Annotated in this window: 24 protein-coding genes; 9 read left to right on the top strand and 15 right to left on the bottom strand. The window is 37.6% G+C overall.

Features of this window, described 5'->3' with window-relative positions; all coding sequences use genetic code 11:
* Positions 1-134: 134 nt before the first annotated feature.
* Both F3D68_RS05935 and F3D68_RS05940 read right to left on the bottom strand, forming a co-directional pair.
* Positions 135-1418 (bottom strand): replication-associated recombination protein A, encoded by a 1284-nt coding sequence (locus tag F3D68_RS05935; protein ID WP_151193532.1) that lies wholly within the window; start codon positions 1416-1418, stop codon positions 135-137.
* Positions 1419-1420: 2 nt separating this feature from the next.
* Entirely contained in the window at positions 1421-2353 is a 933-nt protein-coding gene (locus tag F3D68_RS05940) for a Ppx/GppA family phosphatase (RefSeq protein ID WP_151193533.1), read from the bottom strand.
* A gap of 246 nt (positions 2354-2599) precedes the next feature.
* Here F3D68_RS05940 and F3D68_RS05945 point away from each other — a divergent pair, with 246 nt between their 5' ends.
* Positions 2600-3055 (top strand): Hsp20 family protein, encoded by a 456-nt coding sequence (locus F3D68_RS05945; protein ID WP_151193534.1) that lies wholly within the window; start codon positions 2600-2602, stop codon positions 3053-3055.
* Here F3D68_RS05945 and pyrF read toward each other — a convergent pair.
* From pyrF to F3D68_RS05970, 6 genes are all read right to left on the bottom strand, one after another.
* Positions 3052-3813: an orotidine-5'-phosphate decarboxylase gene (gene pyrF / locus F3D68_RS05950; protein WP_151193535.1), complete on the bottom strand. Its 762-nt coding sequence runs from the start codon at positions 3811-3813 to the stop codon at positions 3052-3054. The two genes, F3D68_RS05945 and pyrF, sit on opposite strands and share 4 nt — an antisense overlap.
* Before the next feature lie 105 nt (positions 3814-3918).
* Positions 3919-5907 carry a flavohemoglobin expression-modulating QEGLA motif protein gene (locus F3D68_RS05955; RefSeq protein ID WP_151193536.1) on the bottom strand — a complete coding sequence of 663 codons (1989 nt, stop codon included), beginning with the start codon at positions 5905-5907 and terminating at the stop codon, positions 3919-3921.
* The gene (gene gshB / locus F3D68_RS05960) at positions 5882-6928 is read right to left on the bottom strand and encodes a glutathione synthase (RefSeq protein WP_151193537.1); all 1047 of its coding nucleotides are present in this window, start codon (positions 6926-6928) and stop codon (positions 5882-5884) included. Before gshB ends, F3D68_RS05955 begins: the two co-directional genes overlap by 26 nt.
* A gap of 142 nt (positions 6929-7070) precedes the next feature.
* Positions 7071-7232 (bottom strand): hypothetical protein, encoded by a 162-nt coding sequence (locus F3D68_RS11215; RefSeq protein ID WP_157968156.1) that lies wholly within the window; start codon positions 7230-7232, stop codon positions 7071-7073.
* 23 nt (positions 7233-7255) lie between these two features.
* Positions 7256-8455: a cytochrome d ubiquinol oxidase subunit II gene (gene cydB / locus F3D68_RS05965; RefSeq protein WP_151193538.1), complete on the bottom strand. Its 1200-nt coding sequence runs from the start codon at positions 8453-8455 to the stop codon at positions 7256-7258.
* Positions 8455-10071, bottom strand: a complete 1617-nt coding sequence (locus F3D68_RS05970; RefSeq protein ID WP_151193539.1) for a cytochrome ubiquinol oxidase subunit I — start codon at positions 10069-10071, stop codon at positions 8455-8457. Before F3D68_RS05970 ends, cydB begins: the two co-directional genes overlap by 1 nt.
* A gap of 200 nt (positions 10072-10271) precedes the next feature.
* Here F3D68_RS05970 and F3D68_RS05975 point away from each other — a divergent pair, with 200 nt between their 5' ends.
* The gene (locus F3D68_RS05975; RefSeq protein WP_151193540.1) at positions 10272-10979 is read left to right on the top strand and encodes a Crp/Fnr family transcriptional regulator; all 708 of its coding nucleotides are present in this window, start codon (positions 10272-10274) and stop codon (positions 10977-10979) included.
* A 208-nt stretch (positions 10980-11187) separates the two neighbouring features.
* Here F3D68_RS05975 and F3D68_RS05980 read toward each other — a convergent pair whose 3' ends face one another.
* From F3D68_RS05980 to F3D68_RS05990, 3 genes are read right to left on the bottom strand one after another with little or no spacing between them, the layout of a single operon-like run.
* Positions 11188-12099, bottom strand: a complete 912-nt coding sequence (locus F3D68_RS05980; protein ID WP_151193541.1) for an LPS biosynthesis protein — start codon at positions 12097-12099, stop codon at positions 11188-11190.
* Positions 12100-12312 carry a 30S ribosomal protein S21 gene (rpsU, locus tag F3D68_RS05985; protein WP_151193542.1) on the bottom strand — a complete coding sequence of 71 codons (213 nt, stop codon included), beginning with the start codon at positions 12310-12312 and terminating at the stop codon, positions 12100-12102.
* Entirely contained in the window at positions 12312-12521 is a 210-nt protein-coding gene (locus F3D68_RS05990) for a cold-shock protein (protein ID WP_151193543.1), read from the bottom strand. The genes rpsU and F3D68_RS05990 overlap by 1 nt, the downstream gene beginning before the upstream one ends.
* Before the next feature lie 379 nt (positions 12522-12900).
* Here F3D68_RS05990 and F3D68_RS05995 point away from each other — a divergent pair, with 379 nt between their 5' ends.
* The 3 genes from F3D68_RS05995 (at position 12901) to waaF (ending at position 15093) form a co-directional block, all read left to right on the top strand.
* Positions 12901-13611 carry a tyrosine-type recombinase/integrase gene (locus F3D68_RS05995; RefSeq protein WP_151193544.1) on the top strand — a complete coding sequence of 237 codons (711 nt, stop codon included), beginning with the start codon at positions 12901-12903 and terminating at the stop codon, positions 13609-13611.
* 236 nt (positions 13612-13847) lie between these two features.
* Positions 13848-14045, top strand: coding sequence for a zinc-finger domain-containing protein (locus tag F3D68_RS06000; RefSeq protein ID WP_151193545.1), 198 nt, complete (start codon positions 13848-13850; stop codon positions 14043-14045).
* Positions 14038-15093 carry a lipopolysaccharide heptosyltransferase II gene (gene waaF, locus F3D68_RS06005; protein WP_151193546.1) on the top strand — a complete coding sequence of 352 codons (1056 nt, stop codon included), beginning with the start codon at positions 14038-14040 and terminating at the stop codon, positions 15091-15093. The genes F3D68_RS06000 and waaF overlap by 8 nt, the downstream gene beginning before the upstream one ends.
* Here waaF and F3D68_RS06010 read toward each other — a convergent pair.
* Positions 15026-15565, bottom strand: a complete 540-nt coding sequence (locus F3D68_RS06010) for a chorismate mutase (protein WP_191092722.1) — start codon at positions 15563-15565, stop codon at positions 15026-15028. The two genes, waaF and F3D68_RS06010, sit on opposite strands and share 68 nt — an antisense overlap.
* A gap of 125 nt (positions 15566-15690) precedes the next feature.
* Positions 15691-16713 (bottom strand): EF-P beta-lysylation protein EpmB, encoded by a 1023-nt coding sequence (gene epmB / locus F3D68_RS06015; RefSeq protein ID WP_151193548.1) that lies wholly within the window; start codon positions 16711-16713, stop codon positions 15691-15693.
* Positions 16714-16762: 49 nt separating this feature from the next.
* Between epmB and efp the strand changes: the two genes are divergently transcribed.
* A complete protein-coding gene (gene efp / locus F3D68_RS06020) occupies positions 16763-17332 on the top strand; it encodes an elongation factor P (protein ID WP_117001280.1) in 570 nt (189 codons plus the stop codon).
* 13 nt (positions 17333-17345) lie between these two features.
* Positions 17346-17900 (top strand): oligoribonuclease, encoded by a 555-nt coding sequence (gene orn / locus F3D68_RS06025; RefSeq protein ID WP_151193549.1) that lies wholly within the window; start codon positions 17346-17348, stop codon positions 17898-17900.
* 103 nt (positions 17901-18003) lie between these two features.
* On the opposite strand, the gene F3D68_RS06030 is transcribed toward orn, so the two are convergent.
* Entirely contained in the window at positions 18004-18627 is a 624-nt protein-coding gene (locus F3D68_RS06030) for a fumarylacetoacetate hydrolase family protein (RefSeq protein ID WP_151193606.1), read from the bottom strand.
* A gap of 169 nt (positions 18628-18796) precedes the next feature.
* Between F3D68_RS06030 and F3D68_RS06035 the strand changes: the two genes are divergently transcribed.
* Positions 18797-19498 (top strand): DUF445 domain-containing protein, encoded by a 702-nt coding sequence (locus tag F3D68_RS06035; RefSeq protein WP_151193550.1) that lies wholly within the window; start codon positions 18797-18799, stop codon positions 19496-19498.
* On the opposite strand, the gene purB is transcribed toward F3D68_RS06035, so the two are convergent.
* Positions 19491-20858 (bottom strand): adenylosuccinate lyase, encoded by a 1368-nt coding sequence (gene purB / locus F3D68_RS06040; protein ID WP_151193551.1) that lies wholly within the window; start codon positions 20856-20858, stop codon positions 19491-19493. The two genes, F3D68_RS06035 and purB, sit on opposite strands and share 8 nt — an antisense overlap.
* A gap of 193 nt (positions 20859-21051) precedes the next feature.
* On the opposite strand from purB, the gene F3D68_RS06045 reads away from it, so the two are divergent.
* Positions 21052-21822: a YgfZ/GcvT domain-containing protein gene (locus F3D68_RS06045; protein ID WP_151193552.1), complete on the top strand. Its 771-nt coding sequence runs from the start codon at positions 21052-21054 to the stop codon at positions 21820-21822.
* Positions 21823-21824: the final 2 nt, after the last annotated feature.

Raw genomic sequence — 21824 nt, forward strand, 5'->3', positions numbered from 1 at the left:
TATGTTTTTAACCACGCATTTTTGAACAAGGAAAGTCAATAATGGCGAGATTTAGTGCTTTTGTAAATAATTAATTTATGCTGCAGAGTCAATGGGTGCTATTGAGTTTAATGTAAATAGTTATTTACGATATATTACATTTTGTATTTTGATTTTAAATACGTAAGCTTTTGCGCGATCTTACTTTCAAGCCCCCTATCTGTTGGATAGTAATATTGGCTAATGATACCTTCCGGTAAATAGCGCTGATTAACATACGCATCTGGAAAATCATGTGGGTATTTATAGCTTTGCCCTGCTACCTCTCCTGCGGGTTTCACATTACGCAAATGCATTGGCACGCTGACATCTGAATGATTTTTTAAATCGCTAAAAACATTCTTATATGCCATGTATGATGCGTTACTCTTAGGCGCTGAAGCGAGGTAAATTGCTGCCTGAATTAGTGGCAAGCGCCCTTCTGGTAATCCTAAACGTTCATATGACTGCCATGCATCTAATGCAACGCTAAGTGCGCGTGGGTCAGCATTACCAATATCCTCCGAGGCAATACATAGCATGCGCCTTGCAATCACCAAAGGATCAGCACCACTTTCGATCATATTGGCAAGCCAGAAAATCGCAGCATCTGGGTCAGAGCCGCGCACTGATTTATGAAATGCCGATAATTGATCGTAGAAATAATTACCCTGTTTATCGAGCTTATGGGCGTTTTCACCCAACGCAATATTTAGCAATTCATCATTTAATTCCACCGATTTTTCTTGACTGGTATCTGCCATTAAAAAAAGCATTTCAAGGACATTAAGCGCTTGTCGGCAATCGCCTTTAGCATAATGATATATTTTCTCAATAACTGTATCTGATAATATGAGCTCATGCGCTGATAGTGTCTCATCATAGATAAGCACATATTGCAAAAGCTCACTAATATCTTCAAGAGACAACGGCTTTAAGCGCAGTACTGTCAAACGAGATAACAACGCGTTATTGACTGAAAAAAATGGATTCTCCGTCGTCGCACCAATTAAGATTAAATCACCACTTTCAACATGAGGTAATAACGCATCTTGTTGTGATTTATTAAAGCGATGAATCTCATCTAAAAATAAAATAGTTGCCTGCTGATGCTCAGCAAAATGCATTTTTGCTGATTCTACAGCAAGCTTAATATCTTTAACACCGGCACTGACTGCCGATAGCTCTATAAAGTTATAGGAAAGCTCTAGTGCCAAGACTTTGGCCAAAGTGGTTTTACCAACACCAGGATCGCCATAGAAGATCATTGACACAATATGAGACTTATCAAGCATCCGTGTTAGTATCTTTTGTTCACCTAATAAATGTCGCTGCCCTACATAGTCCTTGATGTTTTTAGGGCGCATTCGATAGGCTAAGGGCGCTTGAACATAAGACATAGCTAATCCTTATTATTTTGATAATTATTGACGATTTCGTACAACATTCCTTCACGCAACGCGCCATCTGATTTCAACATGTTTTTAATCGATAAACGATTAAACAGCGCATAGAGTACGCAAAATCCACCCGCCAAGATGTTTTCGCGATCTGCTCTTAGACCATTAAAGTGAATATTAGCAACCACCTTCTTTTGTAATAACTCAGCGGCCAAATTCTCTAAAACCTCACGTGTGATACTGCCATCTGACCAGTTATTTGCTAAGGCCAAATCCGCAATGGAGCGAATAGTGCCAGAGGATCCCAGAACAACTTCCCAGCCCTTTTGAATGTATTCTGTGGCAATTGGTTCAATCAAACTATTTGCATATATAATCGCTTGACTCATATTGGATAAGCTTAATAAACCGTCATTAAAGAACTGGTTTTGCATGCTGACACAACCCATTTCAAGACTGACTAATGCTTTTAGATTTTGTCCTTTTCCAATGACTAGTTCTGTTGAGCCACCACCAATATCGATTATCAAAGCTTGTTTCTTTTTGGCTTGAGTGACAGATGAAGCGCCTACATAGACAAGACGTGCTTCCTCTTCACCTGAGATAACTTCAATTTTTGTTTTTAAGATATGTTGAGCCTCTGTTAAAAAGTCCTGAATATTGTCCTGTGCCTTACGTAGAGTATATGTGCCAACGACTTTGACTTCATCTACCTGATAATGATCAATGGACAAAGCAAAATTTTGCAAACATTCCAAAGCACGTGTTTTGGCTTCATCAGTAAGTCCCATGTCATCAGTAAGCCCCGCTCTTAGCTGTACTTTACTTTTACCGCGATAAAGCTCTTTGATATCACCTTCGGTTGTCACCTCGGAAATCAACATATGAAAACTATTAGAACCTAAATCGATTGTCGCTACTTTTTTACTCGACATAATGTATTATTTTTCCTAACTTTTGCTATCCATTGGCATCATAGCATAGCAACAAGTAATGCCAAAGGCATTCACTTTTATCTTCCACTAAATTTATATAAACTTTTCAATTTTTTTCTTGAAATCCTAATTTTACCCCCTATTTATCAACACGTGATATGCCAAACGGGTATTACAAAACCTTTTGAGTCATATGACTATGATTTCAAAACATCAAAATAAACTTGCTAAATTAGGAGTAAAATTATGAATACATTAGATGCACTTGTTAGAAATGCTATTGGGTTTGATCGATTATTTGCATTGGCTGAAACAGGCAAACCAACCAGCTACCCTCCCTACAATATCGAAGTTTTAGGTGAGCATGATTACTTAATCAGTATGGCTATTGCAGGCTTTAAAGAATCTGAGATTGATATTGTTGTTCATCAAGGTAAGTTAACTGTCACCGGCAACAAAAATGAAGACAGCAAAGAACGTAAATTTATTCATCGCGGTATCGCTGAGCGTTCATTTACACACACTTTTGAGCTTGCTGATCATATTGAGGTTAAAGATGCGCAATTTGAAAATGGTATTTTAAATATTTCTTTACTTAAAGAGATTCCTGAAGCAATGCAGCCTAAGAAGATCAAAATAAATTCAAATGCTCAAAATTCTCAAAATACACAAAGTGCTAGAACGCTTGAAACAATCGACTAACTAAGCACCAATTGACTTAATAAATCCCAAGCTTTCTTTTTATAGTTGCAAGCAGCTCTTTCTGGGTTTTCCGCACCATAAATGCCTCGTCCAACAATAATAATATCTGATTTCTTGTGCGTGATAACGTGTTGAGGGATATTGTAGTTTTGCCCTAAATTATCACCCATGGATTCAAAATTCACTCCAGGTGTCATCGTTACTAGATCATTATCTTGACTTAGTTTTTCTTGCGCGATAAAGCCCATTACAAAGTCTTTATTTTGCTCTGCCTCAACTACAGTTTTTCGTGTGTATTCATTACTAAATAGATTGCCTTTACTACTCATTTGTGCCAACAGAAGTAAACCAATATCACACCCTTTACACCCTTCTTTTAACCCATCAATAATGCCAACCCCAGGCAAAAGATGGGCATTAATAATATCCGCCCATTCAGCAATATGATAAATCCCATCACGCACTTGATGACAAACGGTGTTACCAATGTCCGCAAACTTACGATCTTCAAAGATAAGAAACCCTGCCTCATCGGCGATTTGGCGTAATTCTCGTGTCAATTGTGGTGTAAAGTCAGAGACAATATCAATATGTGTTTTCAAGATAGCAATATGATCTGCTGTTTTCTCAACAAGCTTTAAAAGTGATTTACTATCGGTGACATCAGCTGACAATGCCAAATTCGTTTTTTTGTTTTGTACAATCTTGTGTAATTTTCGTGTGACTGGATGCGTTGATTTAGCATAAGGAAGTAGCATGATTCAAACCTAACTGTATAAGTGATTTGAGCACAAACTATAACATAGGTGCCTTTTGGCGTCTATGAATGGCATTGATTATTTTAGTGATTTTAATGATTTTAATTATTTAATCGACTGCATCAAATAACGAATGATTTGATCATCGGCATCAACGGTTGGTGATTGATAACTTACGGGAATAAGCTTAGGCGCTATCAAATACCCTTCTTTAGCAATTTTATGCAAGCTATCAAGGTATTTAAGACTGGTTTTGCCAGTAAATAACAGATTAATATCCATCCTTTGATGTGCATCAATAATCTCACGCAAGCCACTAAGATATAAGAAGTCTTTGCTAAAGCCACCACCACGATAAACGCGTGCAACCAAACGAAAACAGGCATGCGATTCAAGCCCACTGATCGAGCGCAAGTAATGATAAGTTTTAGAAAACTGCATATGCTTAATCATATGCTCAACAGCGATAACACGAAGTGCTAATTCATGCAGACGCTTAATCGTTAAATTGCCTGACAAATACTCACTAAAGATTGCTAAGCCCTCTTGCGTATGCGTATTATTTGGCAAGCCTAAACGCAATAATGACAAAGGTTGAGATTCAGCGTTAATGGTTGTTAATGCATGCACACCGACCTCATGATGAATCAGCGCTTGTAACTCTTTATGATTGAACTTAGCATTTTTGTTAATCACGACTTCTTTTTTGCCATTATCAACCATTGCTTTGGCAATAATCTGATCGGAAAGCTTGATTTTGAAGTCGATTTGATAACTCTGAATGACTTCCTCAAAAGCATTAATAATCTCATCACCTTCATAGCTTGTTTTGCAAGGTTTAGTAATATCAGGTGCATGTAGTAAAAAATTGGCATTAGCAATATCACGGTTACTTGGCTCACCATAAATACGCAAACTATTATAAAAAAATTCATCTTTGCCAACACTTGTTAAAAGATCGACATCTAATGCAATTGAGTCGATCACCTCACAATATAATTGTCTTAACGCAGGAGATTCAACATCATGCAAAGGTAAATGATAAAGCTTTTCTCTAAACTCAAACGGATTGATTTTTAACTGGCGATAATGAAATTTTGGCTCGTAATCACCACGCTTTTGGAAAAATTTCTTCTTCTCGGTGTGAAAGTTAATCGGATTAACATAATTAAGCACATCGATCTTACGTGATAATTGAAAAAGCCGTTTATCAAAAGCAAGTAATCCTTTGTCAAGCATGCCCTTATTTTTTTGGCGTACTTGACGAGGAGTTTTACTAAATCCTTCCATAGTTTTATATATCGCACTTTGCAAGCCTTGCGCAATTGCCTCAATAACTAAAGGATAATGCTCGCCACTTAACTCATCCATATAGATTTTTTTGACCTCTAAAGGTATAAGTAAGGTGTTTTTAAACTGTGTATGAATAAACTCAGCCTGATAAGCGCGTCCATAAAATACCAAATCATGCTCAACAGTCGTTTCAATATTAGGAATAGCCATTTCAGTTAACAGTGCTAGGCTGAACTTTTTAAGCGTGTTATGCCATTTACGTTTATTGATAAAATGTGTGCCAATGTTAAACACCGGTGTGACTTTATCCGTAATACGTTGATAATTATAACTGTGTACATCGATAATACAGCATTTTTGATATGTGCTTTCAATTACATTCACAAGCGCTGAAAGCACCTCATGATAACTTTTATGCTTAGCGATTAAATTATTCTTTACTTTACTGGCAAGTGGCGTATGCCAAACGGCTTTACCCCAGGCAGTATCATAAATACATGAATCTAGTGCGCGATTTAGATCATACGCATAACGCGAATCATGGGCAATTAATGTTATTGGCAGTCCGGTAATAAAATGATCGGTAAATGGATCTTCTTCAAAATAGCGCTCAGTTTCCGTCAGCTTACAGTGAGATTTAAGCGCGCTATCAAAGTTGCTACCCGCATGAATAGCCGTAGCAATAAATGGTGCATAATCACGAATGGAAATACTAAACCCACCATGATTAACCGTTGCCTCAAAGCATTCGTTGGCATTTATTTTGTCAATAATTTCATTGGTCGTTAGCGTTAGCATCATCAATCACCTTGGTTAATAACTTCTTATGTTTGATCAAATTTTTGCGTGTGACTACAATATTTTCCAAGAAATCGATGACTTTTTCTTGTAGTTTGACTTTGTTTAACATATTAATTCGTGAGATTCCACCTGGGCTTTGGACATTAACCTCAATCAATTTGCCATTGATAACGTCAATCCCAACAAAATAAAGTCCATCTTCTACCAATTTAGGACCAATAAATTTACATAGTGCTTTTTCTTGTTTGCTTAAGCTATGCTTTTGCACATGCCCACCTGCGTGCACGTTTGAGCGAATATCATCTTTAGCAGGTACGCGTTTCATCGCACCTATTGGCTCACCGTTGAGCATCAGAATCCGTACATCTCCCTCTTCAGCACCATCAACATACTCTTGCAAAATAACATAATTGCCTTTGGAGTTTTTATCCCCTATATAAAAATCAAGCAGCGATTTGAAATTAGAAGACGCTTTTTTCTCAACAACGATCACACCTTCTCCACCAAAACCATTTAGTGGTTTCAGTATCATCTTCTCTCCTGATTCTTCTTCAAGAACACGCTGTAAATATTCACGGTTTTTTGAAGCATGAGTCACTGGAATAAAACGATTTTCATGATCATTAAAGCCTGCAGTATAAAGCTTATTATTAGCGATTCTAAGCCCATTTAAGCTATTCATAATAAAGGTATCTGAATGAATTGAATCAAGGAAGTTTAATGCCAGATTATCCAATGGCGGATTATCACGCATAAAAATCACATCGAAACCTGATAATGGCAATTGGCAGCGTTTAAACTTAGCATTATTGTAAAAGGATACAAAACTTGAGCTAACCTTTGTCTCTTTAGTGAAAACATCTGCATAAGCCTGTGCAACACTATCACGAATCGTGAGATTACTAGGTGTTGCAATTGCAACTGTATGCCCTCTTTTAACACATTCGTGAATCAAACGTAATGTTGAATCCATCTTTGGTTCAACACGCTCCCAAGGGTACATAATAAAGCATATTCTCATGTGTCTTTCCTGTTTTCTTAATGCCAATTTGGCAATCCATGCGCATCTTAATCACAAATAAGTGTAGTGTAAAATAAAAAATATGTCGCGCATGAAGAAGGATATTTGATGAAAATATGATTCCATTGGAGAAATTGAGTTGTTATTCGCTTTCAGCAGGCAGGTTTTTGTCAACACTATGCGCAACAGTGCACCCAGCAACAACTGCAGTAAAAGCCGTTGCCAACCAGAATATATAAAAGCTTTCAAATACATAGGACAACACCAAAGCGGCAATGCCAATAATCCATAAAATTAGTTTCATTTTTTAAAAACCTCTTAGTTTTTTTAATATAACTCATGCGAGCGTTGTTCTACTTCTTGCGCTGTCATTTTAGTATCTCTACCCCACATCTTCTTGTAAACAAAGGTTGTGTAGATAAAAATGATTGGCAGCATAATCACTGCCACAATTAATATGCCAATCAGTGAAATCAATGAGCTACTTGAATTCCAAAGCACCATACTTTGCATAGGTTCAATGCTTGATGGCATGATAAATGGAAATAAGCTAAAGCCTAGTGTAAACACCGCACCAAAGCATGCGATAACACTACCTGAAAATGCAAGTAGTGGATTTGATTTCTTAGCAAAGCTTAATACCATTATTGCGCCAACAAAGCCTAATACAGGCGCGATTAGCATCCAGATATGATTGCCATAATTACTCCACCAACCACCTTGTGTCACGGTCACAATGCCACCTGTTAATGGGTGATTGATCGCTTGTGAATATGTGCTTAAGTCACTCGCTAGCTGCCAGTGAAAGCCAGGAATAAAGATAAGCCAAATACCACCGATGGCAAACAGGATGATAAAAAGCCATGCGCTTACTTTTTGGATCTTAACAAAACGATCTAATAACACCCCACTGGTACGCATTGCGCAATATGACGCACCATGCATAATCGACATAATTACGGCAAAAATACCAATTAATAATGCAAATGGTCTTAATAGTCCAATTAATGAAACAAAGGCAGGCTCTTGCACCAATGCTTTGGTTTCACCATAGTAAAAACGTAAGCTATGCGGATCAAATTGAAATGGCAAGCCTAAGAATAAATTACCAATAGCGACACCAATGATCAAAATAGGAATCAAGCTACCTAAGCACAGCATCCAATCCCAGAAACCTGCCCATTTGGTGTTTTCAATTTTATGGCGATATTCAAAAGCAACAGGACGTAAAAACAAGCCCCAAAGCACAACCAAAACACCTAAGTACATACCTGAGAATGAACCGGCATAGACACGTGGCCAAATCGCAAACAATCCAGCACCGGCGGTGATTAACCAGACCTGATTACCATCCCATGTTGGTGCAACTATATTGATAATGGCACGTTTTTCATTGTCATTTTTACCGACAAAACGTGCCAAGATGCCCGCACCAAAGTCAAAGCACATTGTTGCAGCTGTCAAGAACATGATAAGACCAACCGCTAACCAGCTTAATAACTGAATAACACTATATAAATCCATCATTATTGCTTCTCCTTCGTAGTTGCCGCTGCTTTATTAAGGACTTTGCTTGGTCCCAAGCGCGCAAACTTAAACATCAAATACATTTCAACAGCGAACAATAAGGCATAGAACAAGCAGAATATTACTAATGTGAATAAAATATCCCAACCATTAATCATCGATGAGCTTACGGTTGTTGGCAACATATCATACACTGTCCATGGTTGGCGTCCGTGTTCGGTAACAATCCAACCGCATAAGCAAGCAATCCACGGTAATGGGATCATATAAAGCATCGTTCGTAAAACCCAACGCTTCTGCCATAAAGTTTTTCTAAAGAGTAAGATCAAGCCGCCAATCATGACAAGGAACATAAATACACCAATGCCAACCATTATTCTAAATGTCCAGAATATGGTTGAAACATTTGGCACTGTATCTAAGGCTGCTGCACGAATCTGTTGAGAAGTCGCTTGAGTCAATGGCTCACCGACTGGCAAATAACGTAATAGCAACATGCCATAACCTAGATCTTGGTGATATTCGTTATAAGTAGCGTAGTCACTTTTTGCAGCCGAGCCATCGCGCATTTTCATCATCGCTTCATATGCCTTGGCACCGTTGGCAATGCGTGTAGTAACTGCAGGAATTTCTTTACCTGTCATGACATCAGTATAGCCATCAAAGAGTATGGTATTAACACCATAAATCTTCTGATCAAAGGAATGTGTGGCTAATAAACCTAATAGATGAGGAATTTGAATTGAGAAGTCATTCTTGCGCTCAGACTGGTTAGGGAAGGCAATGACATTAAAGTTAGCCGGAGGTGCTTGTGTACCCCACTCCGCTTCAATCGCAGCAAGCTTCATTGGCTGATATTTATATGCCAAAATACCCTGTTCATCACCCATTACCATCACCATTAGTGAAGCAATTAAACCAAAGCCTAAGCCAACCCCCATCGAACGTTTAGCAAAGGCAACATCACTTTTATTTTTCTTGCGTAGCAAGTAAAAAGCACTGATACCAATGACAAACACAGATGATGTTACATAACCGGCAATTACCGTATGTGCAAAGCCAATTTGTGCTATCGGGTTAATGAACAAATCCCACAAATGCGTTGTTTCCATACGCATTGTCTGCCAGACAAATTCGCCGCCAGCTGGGACTTGCATAAAGCCATTTGCAACTAAAATTAAAAGTGCAGACAAGTTTGAACCAATGGCTAAACAAAATGTCACACATAGATGCTGTTTCTTAGAGAGCTTGTTCCAACCTAAGAAGAACATACCCACAAAGGTTGATTCAAGCATAAAGGCAACTAAGCCCTCAATCGCCAATGGTGTTCCAAAAATATCGCCAACAAATTGTGAGTAATATGCCCAGTTTAAACCAAATGAAAACTCCATCGTTAAACCTGACAAAACACCCACTGCAAAGTTAATTCCAAGGAGTTTTCCCCAGAACTTGGTCATGTCTTTATAGACTTGTTTGCCAGTGATGACATACATCAGCTCCATCGTGAAAATAATCCACGTAAGCCCCAGTGTCAATGGTACAAAAATAAAGTGAAAGCAGGCAACAAAGGCAAATTGCCAACGCGCAAGCTCCACTGATAATAGACTTGGTATCATTTATACTACCCTTCATATGATTGAACATCGTTATCAACACTTCGCATACGACAAAGCATCTTGCTGCCTATTGTAGTTTGAGTTATCACCGAGCTAAACTATCAAAGATAAATCAATCACTTAAGCTTGCTCTTTGTTGACATAGATCAAGTTTTTGGCACAATGCCTGATATCTCTTATAGAATAGTTGAAGCAAATTCATGGTGATACATCAAGCCCATAAATTAACCGGTCGCCCTAAAACCTGTCATTTTTGTGATTGCCGTGATTTATGTAGCGCACTTAATATCAATCCATTTGATGATGACAAAACATTAACTCAAGTGAAGTCCATTGCGGTTAATATTAAAAAAGGCGATGCGTTATATACAATCAATCGCAATCTAACTGCCTTTTATAGTGTGCGTGCTGGTAGCTTTAAACTAGTGAACGCGCATGAACATATCGTTGATTTTTGCCTACAAGGTGATGCCTTTGGATTTGATGGCATTGAATCAAATCTACATCAATTAAACGCCATTGCTTTAGAGGATAGTACGGTATGTGGCTTTGATTACCCGAGCTTTGTGAAAGCTATTTCAAATGACACACTATCTAACTTGGATTTCTTGCAATTAATGAGTAAGAAATTTAATGCTGCCATTCATCTTGTTGACGCGACCTGTGAGGCACATATTAAGTTAGCACAGTTTATTTATCGCTTAAGCACTCATCAAAAACGCTGTGGTTACTCCAACACATCCTTTACTTTACCGATGAAGCATTTAGAGATTGCAAATCATCTCAACCTAAGTATTGAAACGGTTTCGCGTGCTTTTAAAACATTGGTCAAAGATGGCATCGTTCAAGCTAAGCATAAAGATATTACAATATTAGACATGCCAAAGCTTGCAACGCTTATTTCTTAATTACTCATTGATATATCAAAAGAAATACATAACGATACACATTTGTGCATTATGCGATCTTCCTAGTTTAGCGAAGATAGCAGACTTAACTGTGCGGAGTTTTGTTATATGCAAAGAAGTCTACTATCAATTTTAAGCTTAACCATTCTTTCACCATTTGGACAGTTGTTAAGGTACGTGCGCTGAGGGACTACATTCCAAAAACACCTTAATGATAAAGAGCTTCTTCACCACTGGGTCTGGTTTTAAATCTTCTATGTTGCCATAAATATTGATCTGGGTAGCTTAAAATTATCTTTTCTAGAAATTGATTATATCGTTCAGCGTCATCGTAGTCATTTCCTGATGGAAAGTTATGCCATTTTGACATCATATGGATTTCATAACCTGACAAATCTTTCTTTCTGATGTAATAGCACGGTATTACATCACTCTTACCGTTTTTTGCTAACCAGCCTGTAGCAGTTAGCGTTGCGCAAGGGACTTTGAAAAAAGGAACAAACAAAGTTCTCTCGTTGCCAAAGTCTTGATCAGGTGCATACCAAATAGTCTCACCTCTTAACAGGTTCTTAATAATGGAGAACACATTTTTACGTTGAATACAGAGCTTGGCATAACGACTGCGGGAAGAAGTCATTATGTACTCAAAAAAATCAGATTTATGCTTTTGATAAATAAAGCTTACATTGAAATTTTTAAGGTTGCTTGCCATTAACCTACCCATTATTTCCATGCAGCTAAAGTGACCACCAAGCAATATCATAGCGTGATTAGGGTCATGATTAATAAAATCCTTAGAAAACTGCTTATCCAAATAAATCTTCCTAAACTTTTTATCTGGCATAAACCATGCAATAACAGTTTCAATGCCGGACATGCAAAGGGCTTCAAATGATTTCTGGCATAATTTTTCAAGCTCTGTTGTTGATTTATCTGGGAAGCATAATTGAAGGTTGCGATAAGTTATTTTATAACGACGCTTTGCTAGTTTATAAAACTTTCTGCCAATAAATCTTCCCGCTCTCATTTGCCATTTGTAGGGTAACCGAACAAATAATTTCAGACAAAAAACAAGTATCCAGCTCGTATAATATCGTGGATGGATAAAACGGTTATTCATTTAGCGAAATGCTCTAGAAGAAAATGCATTTCTTGATTCTTTTTTAGCGCGTTTAATTGCCGCTCTTTTGGCTATTTTTCTTTGTTCTGTAGGTTTTGTATAATGTTGTCGTTCTCGCATCTCTTTAACAATTCCAGCCTTTTCACATGCTCGTTTAAACTGCCTTAGCGCTATGTCAAAAGGTTTACGATCATCGACTCTAATGCGAGGCATTATGCCAACTCAACATTAATGGCTTCGGGTCCTTTCTTGCCTTGCTGTGTTTCAAACATAACGCTTTGACCATCTTGCAAATGCCCACCAGTGGCATCTAGGTTTGTGATATGTACAAAAACATCGTTACTTCCATTATCAGGTTGAATAAATCCAAATCCTTTTGCACTATTAAAAAACTTTACGGTACCTTGTACTTTATTACTCATAATTTTTATATCTCTTTATTGATTTATGTACACTGCGATATTGCCATGTAGCCGTCACACCATAACACGAAAGAAATAGCAAAGATATAAGTTCCTAAAAAATATTTATTTGCACTTTTTGTTGTTGTAGTTGGTTTTTTTATATAGAATTTCGATGATATTGTAGAATCTTGCATATATCTGCTACCGATACCAGTAATTATAGGAACTTATTTGATGAACAAAGATAATCTTTTGTCTGATGACGATATTATGTTATGTCGATCAAAGACAGGAAAACCCCTATTATCAACTCACATCAATCCATATGGTATATTCCCAATCAATTTTGATGAGCGCATTAATTTTGACAACAATATATTGAATGAGGCAGTGCATAATGAACAATCAACGAACACCCGTAAGAGAAAGAGCGAAGCAGTTTTCGAAACAGCTTAAAAAAGACAATCCAGATTATAACTACCTAAAAGAACTTTTTAGACATATTCGTCAAGAATTGGATATAAAAGTTAATAAGTCGGAGCCAAAAAAATTACCTTATGTTCCTACTGAAGAAGAAATTAGCAAGTACTATAAAGTTGTTTGGCAGTCTAGAAACATGAAATACGTTGTAATAGTAAAAACACTATTATATACAGGCGTTCGAGTATCTGAATTAATTAATATAAAGATATCAGATGTTGACTTGGATCGTTGTCAAATTAGAGTTAATCAAGGCAAAGGAAACAAAGATAGAATTATACCATTTCCTAACCATTTTACTGAGGTGCTAGCTGTACATATTAATAGTATGCACAAAGAAAAAGCAGTCTATTTATTTGAATCAAACTGGAAAAAACCCTATTCAGACAGGGGAATACGCAAGATTTTAGAAAAATATTCAGATGAGGCAGGTCTTGATCATGCAATATCTCCCCATAAGCTGAGACATTTTTTGTTTACTTGGATGAAGAAAAAAGGTGTAGATGATGCCTTAATTCAATCTTACTCAGGGCATGAAAGTAGAAAATCTTTAGAAATATATTCAAAACTATCACTTAATGATTGCCAACAAGAGTATGAACAACAGATAAAATCATTTCCAATTTAGATGTGACCCCTCAGTGCACGTACCTAAACACCTGTCCATATTGCAACCATCATTCCAAGTGATGAGTCAAAAGCAGAGGGTCTGCCATGGGTGGTGATTTATGATGTCAAAGATAGCTTTAGAGCACCCCAGTAACTTTCTACTTAATTCAAAGTAGACGAGTAGACGAATTGTCGCAACCAACACTCTATGCTACACTACGCGTCATTGTGCATAGTTAGCTAGAGTGTTTTTTTATGTCTAAAGATATTCAAACCGTCAAAGTGTCCAGTGGACAAAGAATCTGTTGCCCTATTCCTGAGCACGCTTCTTGGAACCAGCATCCACGCGTATATATAGACCTACATGACCAAAACGAAGGCGTCTGCCCATATTGCAGTACGCGCTTTGTTGTCGTTGATAATGGTCAAAGTCAAACTGTCTCTGATGCGTAAATATCTCATTATCGCACCCAGTTGGGTCGGTGATATGGTGATGTCGCAATCACTTTATCGCTTTCTCAAATCACAAGACCCCAGCTGTATTATTGATATTGCAGCCCCCAAACATTGTTGTGAGCTCGCGCAGCTCATGCCTGAAATTAATCAAGCTTTTGAGCTTGAATTTAAGCATGGTCAATTTGGTTTTAATGCACGCAAACAAAAAGCACTTGAATTTAAAGGCAAAAGTTATACCGATGCAATCGTCTTACCCAACTCATGGAAATCGGCATTAATTCCTTTTTTTGCTCGCATTAAAAAGCGCACTGGCTGGCATGGCGAAATGCGTTTTGTGCTGTTAAATGATCGCCGTAAACTCGATAAAGCAAAATACCCCTTAATGATTGAGCGTTTTTGCGCATTAGGCATTACTAAAAAAGAGCACTTACCCGAAAAAATGCCCTACCCTAAGTTTAATGTTGATCGTCATTTAGTTGACACTACACTGATTAAGTATCGTTTAACCAAAGATAAGCCGATTATCGCGCTGTGCCCAGGGGCTGAGTTTGGTCCTGCCAAAAAATGGCCAAGTGTGTATTATACAGAGCTTGCGCAATATCTGTTGGATCAAAATTATCAAGTGCTTTTATTAGGTGGCGCTAAAGATCAGCAAACCACTTCAGATATTAGTAAAGGTTGCAATCATCATGCGCATTTATTTAACTTAGCCGGAAAAACCACACTGCCAGAGGCTGTTTATCTATTGGCGAGTTGCCAGCGGGTTATAAGTAACGATTCAGGATTGATGCATATCGCTTGCGCGCTTAATATCCCAACACTTGTTATTTATGGTTCGACTTCTGATAAGTTCACGCCACCATTAAACACATTGGCAAAAAGTATTTATCTTGATGGTCTTGAATGTCGCCCTTGTTTTAAACGCGAATGCCCATTAGGACATATGGATTGCATGAATAAACTGCTACCACAAAAGATTATTGCTGAGCTTGAGAAATTGCCACTAAGCTTGCCAACATCATATTCACATAATCCGGATTACTAGGCACTCCTTCGACTTTATTCATCGCTGCTTTAAATGCTTTTGAGCTAATCGCTAATGAGCAGCGCTTAAGCGATGGTAATGCATCTTTAATCGCAGGATAAAGTGATTTATCAACACTACTTATTGTCGCTCTTAAGTTCGTTAAATCTAAATCTTTATGATCAAAGTTTTTAGGGTCAGCGAGCCACTTGTCTAGCCAATACTGCTCAATAAACTTTGACATATCCATTTGTAATTGACTAAACATTAAGGTTGGATAAAGTGGTAAATTTTCTTTGTTCGCAATTGCTTGAACATTTTGTAACACCTGTATCTCACGCGCTGGTGCGTAAATACTTGTCTTATCTGAGTATTTATCAGCAGCAACTAATTGCATAACTTCAGCGCGCTTAGCAATTAAATTAAATGCTTTTGTGAGTTTGCTGCTATCACAATCAGACGCCTGTGACACGCCGGTTAATACTACTGCCATAAAACATACCCTTGTTACTTTATTGATTATTTTTAACATTATTTCCTTCTCATCATAAAACCGTAAAAGCAATGATATTAAGCTATATCGTATCTTTACTTTCAATGCTTTTATGCAAAAAAGCATTAATTTATCCAAGTTTTTGCCAGTTCATGCGCCACTTCGCGTGTTAATTTAGGAACAAGATAGCCTGAAGTTAATGACTTGAGCTTGGTATGTATTTCCTTGGCTATTTTTTCATCAATATCAAAATGTGCTGCCCCTTTGACTTTATCAAGCACATGCAAATAATATGGCATAACACCTGCAGCAAAAAGTGCTTCAGATAAAGCTTTTAATACATGTGCATTATCATTAACGCCTTTAAGCAATGTTGATTGATTAAGCAAAGTAAATCCAGCATGGTTTTTAAGCGTGCTTAATACTGCAATGACATCATCATTAATTTCATTGGCATGATTGGCATGTATGACCATAATTTTTTGCAAGCGCGTTTCTTTAAACACAAGAACCAAGTCATCAGTGATTCGTTCAGGCAATACTACCGGAATTCGTGTGTGAATACGCAAGCGTTTGATATGCGGAATTGCCTCAATTTGTGCCAAAAACCACGCTAATAGCGCATCATTATGCATGAGAGGATCACCTCCAGAGAGAATCACCTCATCAAGCGCTGTGTTTTTACGAATATACTCAAAAGTGTCAAGCCACAATGCTTTTGATTGTGTTTGCGCTTGATAATCATACTCCCGACGAAAGCAATAGCGACAATGGACGGCACACGCTGGATGAAGTATCAACAGCGCGCGATTTTTATATTTATGCAAAAGACCTTTTGCCGGATTGAAATCTGACTCTTGTAAAGGATCATCAACATAGCCATTGGACAATTCAAACTCTTTTGCTGAAGGTAAGACTTGCAATAATAATGGATCATTAATGTTACCCTTTTGCATACGCGACGCAAAGCCTTTAGGGATACGCATCGGAAATGATTTAAGTGCTGGAATATCATAAGACGTAGGATCAATTTCCAAAAATCGTGCCAAGTCCTGCCAATGCGTAAAACCTGTTGCCAATGCATTTTTCCAATCTGCACTTTTGCTGTGCGCTTTACCCTGTTGCGTGGCGTGTTTTTCGTGTATCATGTTCGACGTTTTGAAATAAAGTAGCGCTAATATACTAAAGAGGAAAAAGATGGCAAGTTTTAGTACAAGTGAATTTAAAAATGGTTTAAAGCTTTTACTGGATGGCAACCCGATGGTTATCGTTGAAAATGAGTTTGTGAAGCCCGGTAAAGGTCAGGCATTTAATCGTGTCAAGTTACGCAATCTAAAAAATGGACGTGTGATTGAAAAGACATTTAAATCAGGTGAATCAGTTGATGCAGCAGATGTTCTAGAGGTGGCAGCAAGCTACTCGTACTTTGATGGCGAATTTTATGTTTTCATGCATGATGAAACATTTGAGCAATACAATGTGACTGAAACAGCATTAGCTGATAGCAAGAAATGGATTAAAGAGCAAGATCAATGTTCTATCACTTTGTTTAACGGTGAGCCAATTAGTGTTACCCCGCCAAACTTTGTGCAGCTTAAAATTGTTGAGACAGATCCAGGGCTAAAAGGTGACACAGCAGGTACTGGTGGCAAACCAGCGACACTTGAAACAGGTGCAGTGGTTAAAGTGCCTTTATTTGTTCAAATCGATGAAGTGATCAAAGTCGATACGCGTACAGGTGATTACGTTTCACGCGCTAAGGACTAAGGTTGTGAGCGACGTGGCACAAACAAAAAGTAATCTTATCTGGCTTGATCTTGAGATGACCGGTCTTGAGATTGACACGTGTCATATTATTGAAATCGCTGCGATTATTACCGATCCAGATTTGAATATCTTGGCTGAATCGCCTGCTATTGCCATTCATCAAAATGAAGACGTTTTAAAAAACATGAATTCATGGTGTATTAAAACGCATGGTGAGTCAGGCTTAACTGAACGTGTTAGACAAAGCAACATCGGTTTAAATGAAGCTGAGCAAATGATTCTTGAGTTTATTAAACCATATGTTAAAAAAGGTCAATCACCCTTGTGTGGTAACTCAGTTTGGCAAGATCGCAAATTTTTAGCAAAATATATGCCAACTTTAGAGGGCTATTTCCATTACCGCTTGCTTGATGTAAGTTCCTTTAAGATTGCTGCTTCATTCTGGAAACCCGCACTTTTGCAACAATTTGACAAACAAAGCACGCATTTGGCTTTAGATGATATTAAAGAGTCCATTGATGAGATGAAGTTTTATCAGGCAAACTTATTAAATCTAGATATAACTTAGATTCCCTAGCAAAACAGTTGGCTGAGCGAAGTCGAAGCCATTTGATCTTAATGCTAATTCAGTTAATACTCCTACTTTTGGACGTAGCATATCAAATCATAAGCTAGCGATTACCTACGACATATTGCTTTGTTAGCACAATTTTTTCTTTGAGATATAAACTAAGCTCAAAGACATCATTTAGTTTAACTTCACCAACACCTTCAGGTGTGCCTGTCATGACAATATCGTGATCATTCAAGCTGAAATATGTCTGGATATATTGAACTAAAAACTCTGGTTTATGCAACATATGCTCATACACGCCATGCTGTTTAATGTTCCCATTAATCATTAATTTAAATGACAAATCAGCTAAATCATTGGTGTTTTCTAAGGGAATAAACGCACTAAAAACTGCAGCACCATCAAATGATTTGGCTTTTTCCCATGGTAGCCCTTTTTGTTTAAGCTTGCTTTGTAGATTGCGATCGGTTAAGTCAAGTCCTAAACCCACGGCTACTATTTTTTGTGATTCTATCAGTAGGCATAACTCTGTTTCATAGTGCAGTGTACGCGCGGAGTCAATCGCTAAAGTGTCACTGATCGCTGAGTTAGGCTTAATAAAAAGCACAGGCTCTTCGGGAATCGCATTATTAAGCTCTTTGATGTGATCTAAATAATTGCGCCCAACACATACGATTTTTGAAGGACAAATACTTTCACCATTAAAAACAATGCTTTGCATATAATTCACAACACGAACCTAAGTAAGGTAAGGCTAACAGTTTTTAAATTCGCTGTAATGACTAATATAAGCAAAATCATAAAATTAACCGATTGAACGTTTGCTTGAAGTACAAATTTTTCTTATGATAGCCGCCGCTTTAAACCGATTAATGGAAACTATAATAAATATGTTTAATAAAAGTCTTATGACCAATCTTATCGCGCTTATCATCAGTATTTTAGGCGTACTATTTGCTAACGCCCAGCTTAAAGCGGTTGGTTTCTATGCCCTTTCTGGCGCTATCACCAACTGGCTCGCGATTGTGATGCTTTTTGACAAAATCCCCTTTGTCTATGGCTCAGGTGTTATTCCACGCCAATTTGAAGGCTTTAAACGCGCTATTAAAAATATGTTGTTAAAGCAGTTCTTCAAAACTGAATATCTTGAGCGCTTTTTATTAAGTACTTTTGCTGATGAGAAAAGCAGCTTTAAAGATACTATTGCCAAAAAGGTTGATTACGATTTGCTATTTGACAGTTTTGTTGAGGCGATCATGGAAAGCCAATTTGGTAGTATGATTGAGTCTTTTCTAGGTGGAAAAGATGCGATTGAGCCAATGCGCGATTCTTTTAAAGCTAAGATGGAAAAATCAATTATAGCGATGCTAAGTAACGCTGATGGCAATGGTGAGTTTAAGTTTGATCAATTAAATGCACACCATATTGCTGAAAAACTTGAGTCTATGATTGATGCGCGTTTAGAAGAGCTTACACCAAAGATGGTGAAAAACATTATTCAAGAGATGATTAGAAAGCACCTTGGCTGGTTGGTCGTTTGGGGTGGCGTTTTTGGTGCTATTATTGGACTTGTTGCCAGTTTTTTTAATTAGCGTACTCCTGACATAATTGCTCGGCAATACCGATATAATTTGCCGGTGTCATCGCTTTTAGATTTTCCTTAACGTCATGCGGTAAAGCCAACCCATCGATAAAGATGGATAAATCATTCAGTGAAATACGTTTGCCACGTGTTAGCTCTTTAAGTTTCTCGTATGGCTTTTCAATACCGTAACGACGCATCACAGTTTGCACGGCCTCACCTAAAACTTCGACATTATTTTTTAGATCATCTAAAATAGGCTCGCGATTAAGCTCAAGTTTTTTCATGCCCTTTAGCATCGCCTGATAAGCAATCAAACTATATGCCAAACCAACACCAATATTACGTAATACCGTTGAATCCGTCAGATCGCGCTGCCAACGTGAAATCGGTAATTTAGCAGATAAATGATTCATTAACGCATTAGCAAGACCTAGATTGCCCTCAGCATTTTCAAAATCAATTGGATTGACCTTGTGTGGCATAGTTGAAGAACCAATCTCACCAGCAATCGTTTTTTGTTTGAAGTAATTTAGAGAAATATAACCCCAAATATCACGGTTAAAATCGATACAAATGGTATTAATACGACATAAACAATCAAAGCATTCAGCGACATAGTCATGTGGCTCAATCTGTGTTGTTAATGGGTTATAGCTTAACCCTAAGCTCTTGACAAATGACTTAGCCAGTTTCTGCCAATCAATGTCAGGATATGCTGCAACATGCGCATTGAAGTTACCGACCGCACCATTGATTTTACCCAAATACTCAATTTGCGCTAATTGCTTGGTTTGACGTGATAAACGATAAACGACATTAATGAGCTCTTTGCCAAGCGTTGTCGGTGACGCGGGTTGCCCATGAGTGCGCGATAACATCGGTTGATCAGCAAAATCGCTTGCTAATTTTTGAATAAAGTCTTGAACATGATTAACCTCTGTTAATATCACCTTTTCAATCGCATTTTTTAGCATTAAGGCGTAAGAAAGATTATTGATATCCTCAGAGGTACAGGCAAAATGAATAAACTCGCTGATATTGGCAAGCTCGGCATTTGCTGCAATTTTATCTTTTATAAAATACTCAACGGCTTTGACATCGTGATTGGTTGTTTTTTCAATCTCTTTAACTGCGAGGGCATCCTTTTCGCTAAAGTTATTCACAATACCATCTAAGACATTTAAAGCATCTGTTGACAGCTTTGGCACTTCATTAATTTCAGGGGTATTGGCAAGATGCTTTAGCCATTTGATTTCAACAAGTGTGCGATAATAAATTAGTCCATATTCGCTTAAAAAGGGGCGTAAACTCGCTGCTTTATCAGCATAACGACCATCAACAGGTGACAAACACAATACGGAATCCATAAAGTTAAGACTCAACATTCAAAAACAAAGGTAGCCAGATTGTAACAAAAACTATTTAGCACCCTCAAACGCTATTTATAGATTTCTATTATTTTTATACTTTTCAGCACCACGCAAGCCTCACTTTGCTTTACTTTGGGCATTAAATCGGCTATTTTCCTTAGCATTGTGACTAGCCTTTTGTGTTGATTTTATGGCTTATTATATTTATGAAGAGTTTGAAGTGATTCGCGTATTTGGCGCGGACTGTGTGAAGTTCTTACAAGGACAACTTACCAATGATGTGACATCGCTTAATGCTGATAACCCGATGCAGCTAAACGCGCTATGCAATCAAAAGGGACGTATTATCGCCCTATTCTTTATGCGTTTTGTTGCTGAGAATGATTTACTATTAGCGTTACCCAGAAACTTGGCTGATCAAGCATTACAAGCCCTTAGAAAATATGCTGTATTTTCCAAGATTAGCTTTGAGACTTCTGATCAACATCAATTAATATATAGTCAAAATGATGACGAAAAAGGCTTTTTGCTGCAACACGCTATTGTTGATGTTTCTAAACAGCTTGTTAGCTCATTAAATTTTGACAAAGTGCAAAAAGAAAATATTTGTCAACAATTGCCAATCATTGATATTCATAATAGCGAATCCTTTCTACCTGCAGAGCTTAATCTTGATCGCTTGGATGTCATTAGCTATCAAAAAGGCTGCTTTATGGGACAAGAAATTATTGCGCGTATGAAATATCGCGGTAATTTAAAGAAATCCTTGTTAAGCATTGAAACGGACAAGGCATTGCCCTTTGCCGAAAAACTGCAAAACGTTGACGGAAAAAATATTGCTGATATTGTCAATCAAGTCAATATAGATGATAAGAGCTTTGTGCTTACTGTGTTTAATCACGGCATTGAAAACGCGCCGATTATCTTACAAGGCGATATCCATGCCAAAATTATTGCTTAAGC

It is taken from the genome of Cysteiniphilum sp. JM-1, assembly GCF_008711525.1.
In the GTDB taxonomy this organism is placed as follows: Bacteria; Pseudomonadota; Gammaproteobacteria; order Francisellales; family Francisellaceae; genus Caedibacter.

Excerpts from the sequence above, each read along its gene's own strand:
- efp (WP_117001280.1), top strand. The coding sequence starts at position 16,763 with ATGGCAAGTTTTAGTACAAGTGAATTTAAAAATGGTTTAAAGCTTTTA.
- F3D68_RS06030 (WP_151193606.1), bottom strand. The coding sequence starts at position 18,627 with ATGCAAAGCATTGTTTTTAATGGTGAAAGTATTTGTCCTTCAAAAATC.
- gshB (WP_151193537.1), bottom strand. The coding sequence starts at position 6,928 with ATGAGAATATGCTTTATTATGTACCCTTGGGAGCGTGTTGAACCAAAG.
- waaF (WP_151193546.1), top strand. The coding sequence starts at position 14,038 with ATGCGTAAATATCTCATTATCGCACCCAGTTGGGTCGGTGATATGGTG.
- purB (WP_151193551.1), bottom strand. The coding sequence starts at position 20,858 with ATGGATTCCGTATTGTGTTTGTCACCTGTTGATGGTCGTTATGCTGAT.
- F3D68_RS05995 (WP_151193544.1), top strand. The coding sequence starts at position 12,901 with ATGAACAATCAACGAACACCCGTAAGAGAAAGAGCGAAGCAGTTTTCG.
- F3D68_RS05975 (WP_151193540.1), top strand. The coding sequence starts at position 10,272 with ATGGTGATACATCAAGCCCATAAATTAACCGGTCGCCCTAAAACCTGT.
- epmB (WP_151193548.1), bottom strand. The coding sequence starts at position 16,713 with ATGATACACGAAAAACACGCCACGCAACAGGGTAAAGCGCACAGCAAA.
- F3D68_RS06000 (WP_151193545.1), top strand. The coding sequence starts at position 13,848 with ATGTCTAAAGATATTCAAACCGTCAAAGTGTCCAGTGGACAAAGAATC.
- rpsU (WP_151193542.1), bottom strand. The coding sequence starts at position 12,312 with ATGCCTCGCATTAGAGTCGATGATCGTAAACCTTTTGACATAGCGCTA.
- F3D68_RS05935 (WP_151193532.1), bottom strand. The coding sequence starts at position 1,418 with ATGTCTTATGTTCAAGCGCCCTTAGCCTATCGAATGCGCCCTAAAAAC.
- F3D68_RS05980 (WP_151193541.1), bottom strand. The coding sequence starts at position 12,099 with ATGAATAACCGTTTTATCCATCCACGATATTATACGAGCTGGATACTT.
- pyrF (WP_151193535.1), bottom strand. The coding sequence starts at position 3,813 with ATGCTACTTCCTTATGCTAAATCAACGCATCCAGTCACACGAAAATTA.
- F3D68_RS11215 (WP_157968156.1), bottom strand. The coding sequence starts at position 7,232 with ATGAAACTAATTTTATGGATTATTGGCATTGCCGCTTTGGTGTTGTCC.
- F3D68_RS05945 (WP_151193534.1), top strand. The coding sequence starts at position 2,600 with ATGAATACATTAGATGCACTTGTTAGAAATGCTATTGGGTTTGATCGA.
- F3D68_RS06010 (WP_191092722.1), bottom strand. The coding sequence starts at position 15,565 with ATGGCAGTAGTATTAACCGGCGTGTCACAGGCGTCTGATTGTGATAGC.
- F3D68_RS06035 (WP_151193550.1), top strand. The coding sequence starts at position 18,797 with ATGTTTAATAAAAGTCTTATGACCAATCTTATCGCGCTTATCATCAGT.
- F3D68_RS05955 (WP_151193536.1), bottom strand. The coding sequence starts at position 5,907 with ATGATGCTAACGCTAACGACCAATGAAATTATTGACAAAATAAATGCC.
- F3D68_RS06045 (WP_151193552.1), top strand. The coding sequence starts at position 21,052 with ATGGCTTATTATATTTATGAAGAGTTTGAAGTGATTCGCGTATTTGGC.
- F3D68_RS05990 (WP_151193543.1), bottom strand. The coding sequence starts at position 12,521 with ATGAGTAATAAAGTACAAGGTACCGTAAAGTTTTTTAATAGTGCAAAA.
- F3D68_RS05970 (WP_151193539.1), bottom strand. The coding sequence starts at position 10,071 with ATGATACCAAGTCTATTATCAGTGGAGCTTGCGCGTTGGCAATTTGCC.
- cydB (WP_151193538.1), bottom strand. The coding sequence starts at position 8,455 with ATGATGGATTTATATAGTGTTATTCAGTTATTAAGCTGGTTAGCGGTT.
- F3D68_RS05940 (WP_151193533.1), bottom strand. The coding sequence starts at position 2,353 with ATGTCGAGTAAAAAAGTAGCGACAATCGATTTAGGTTCTAATAGTTTT.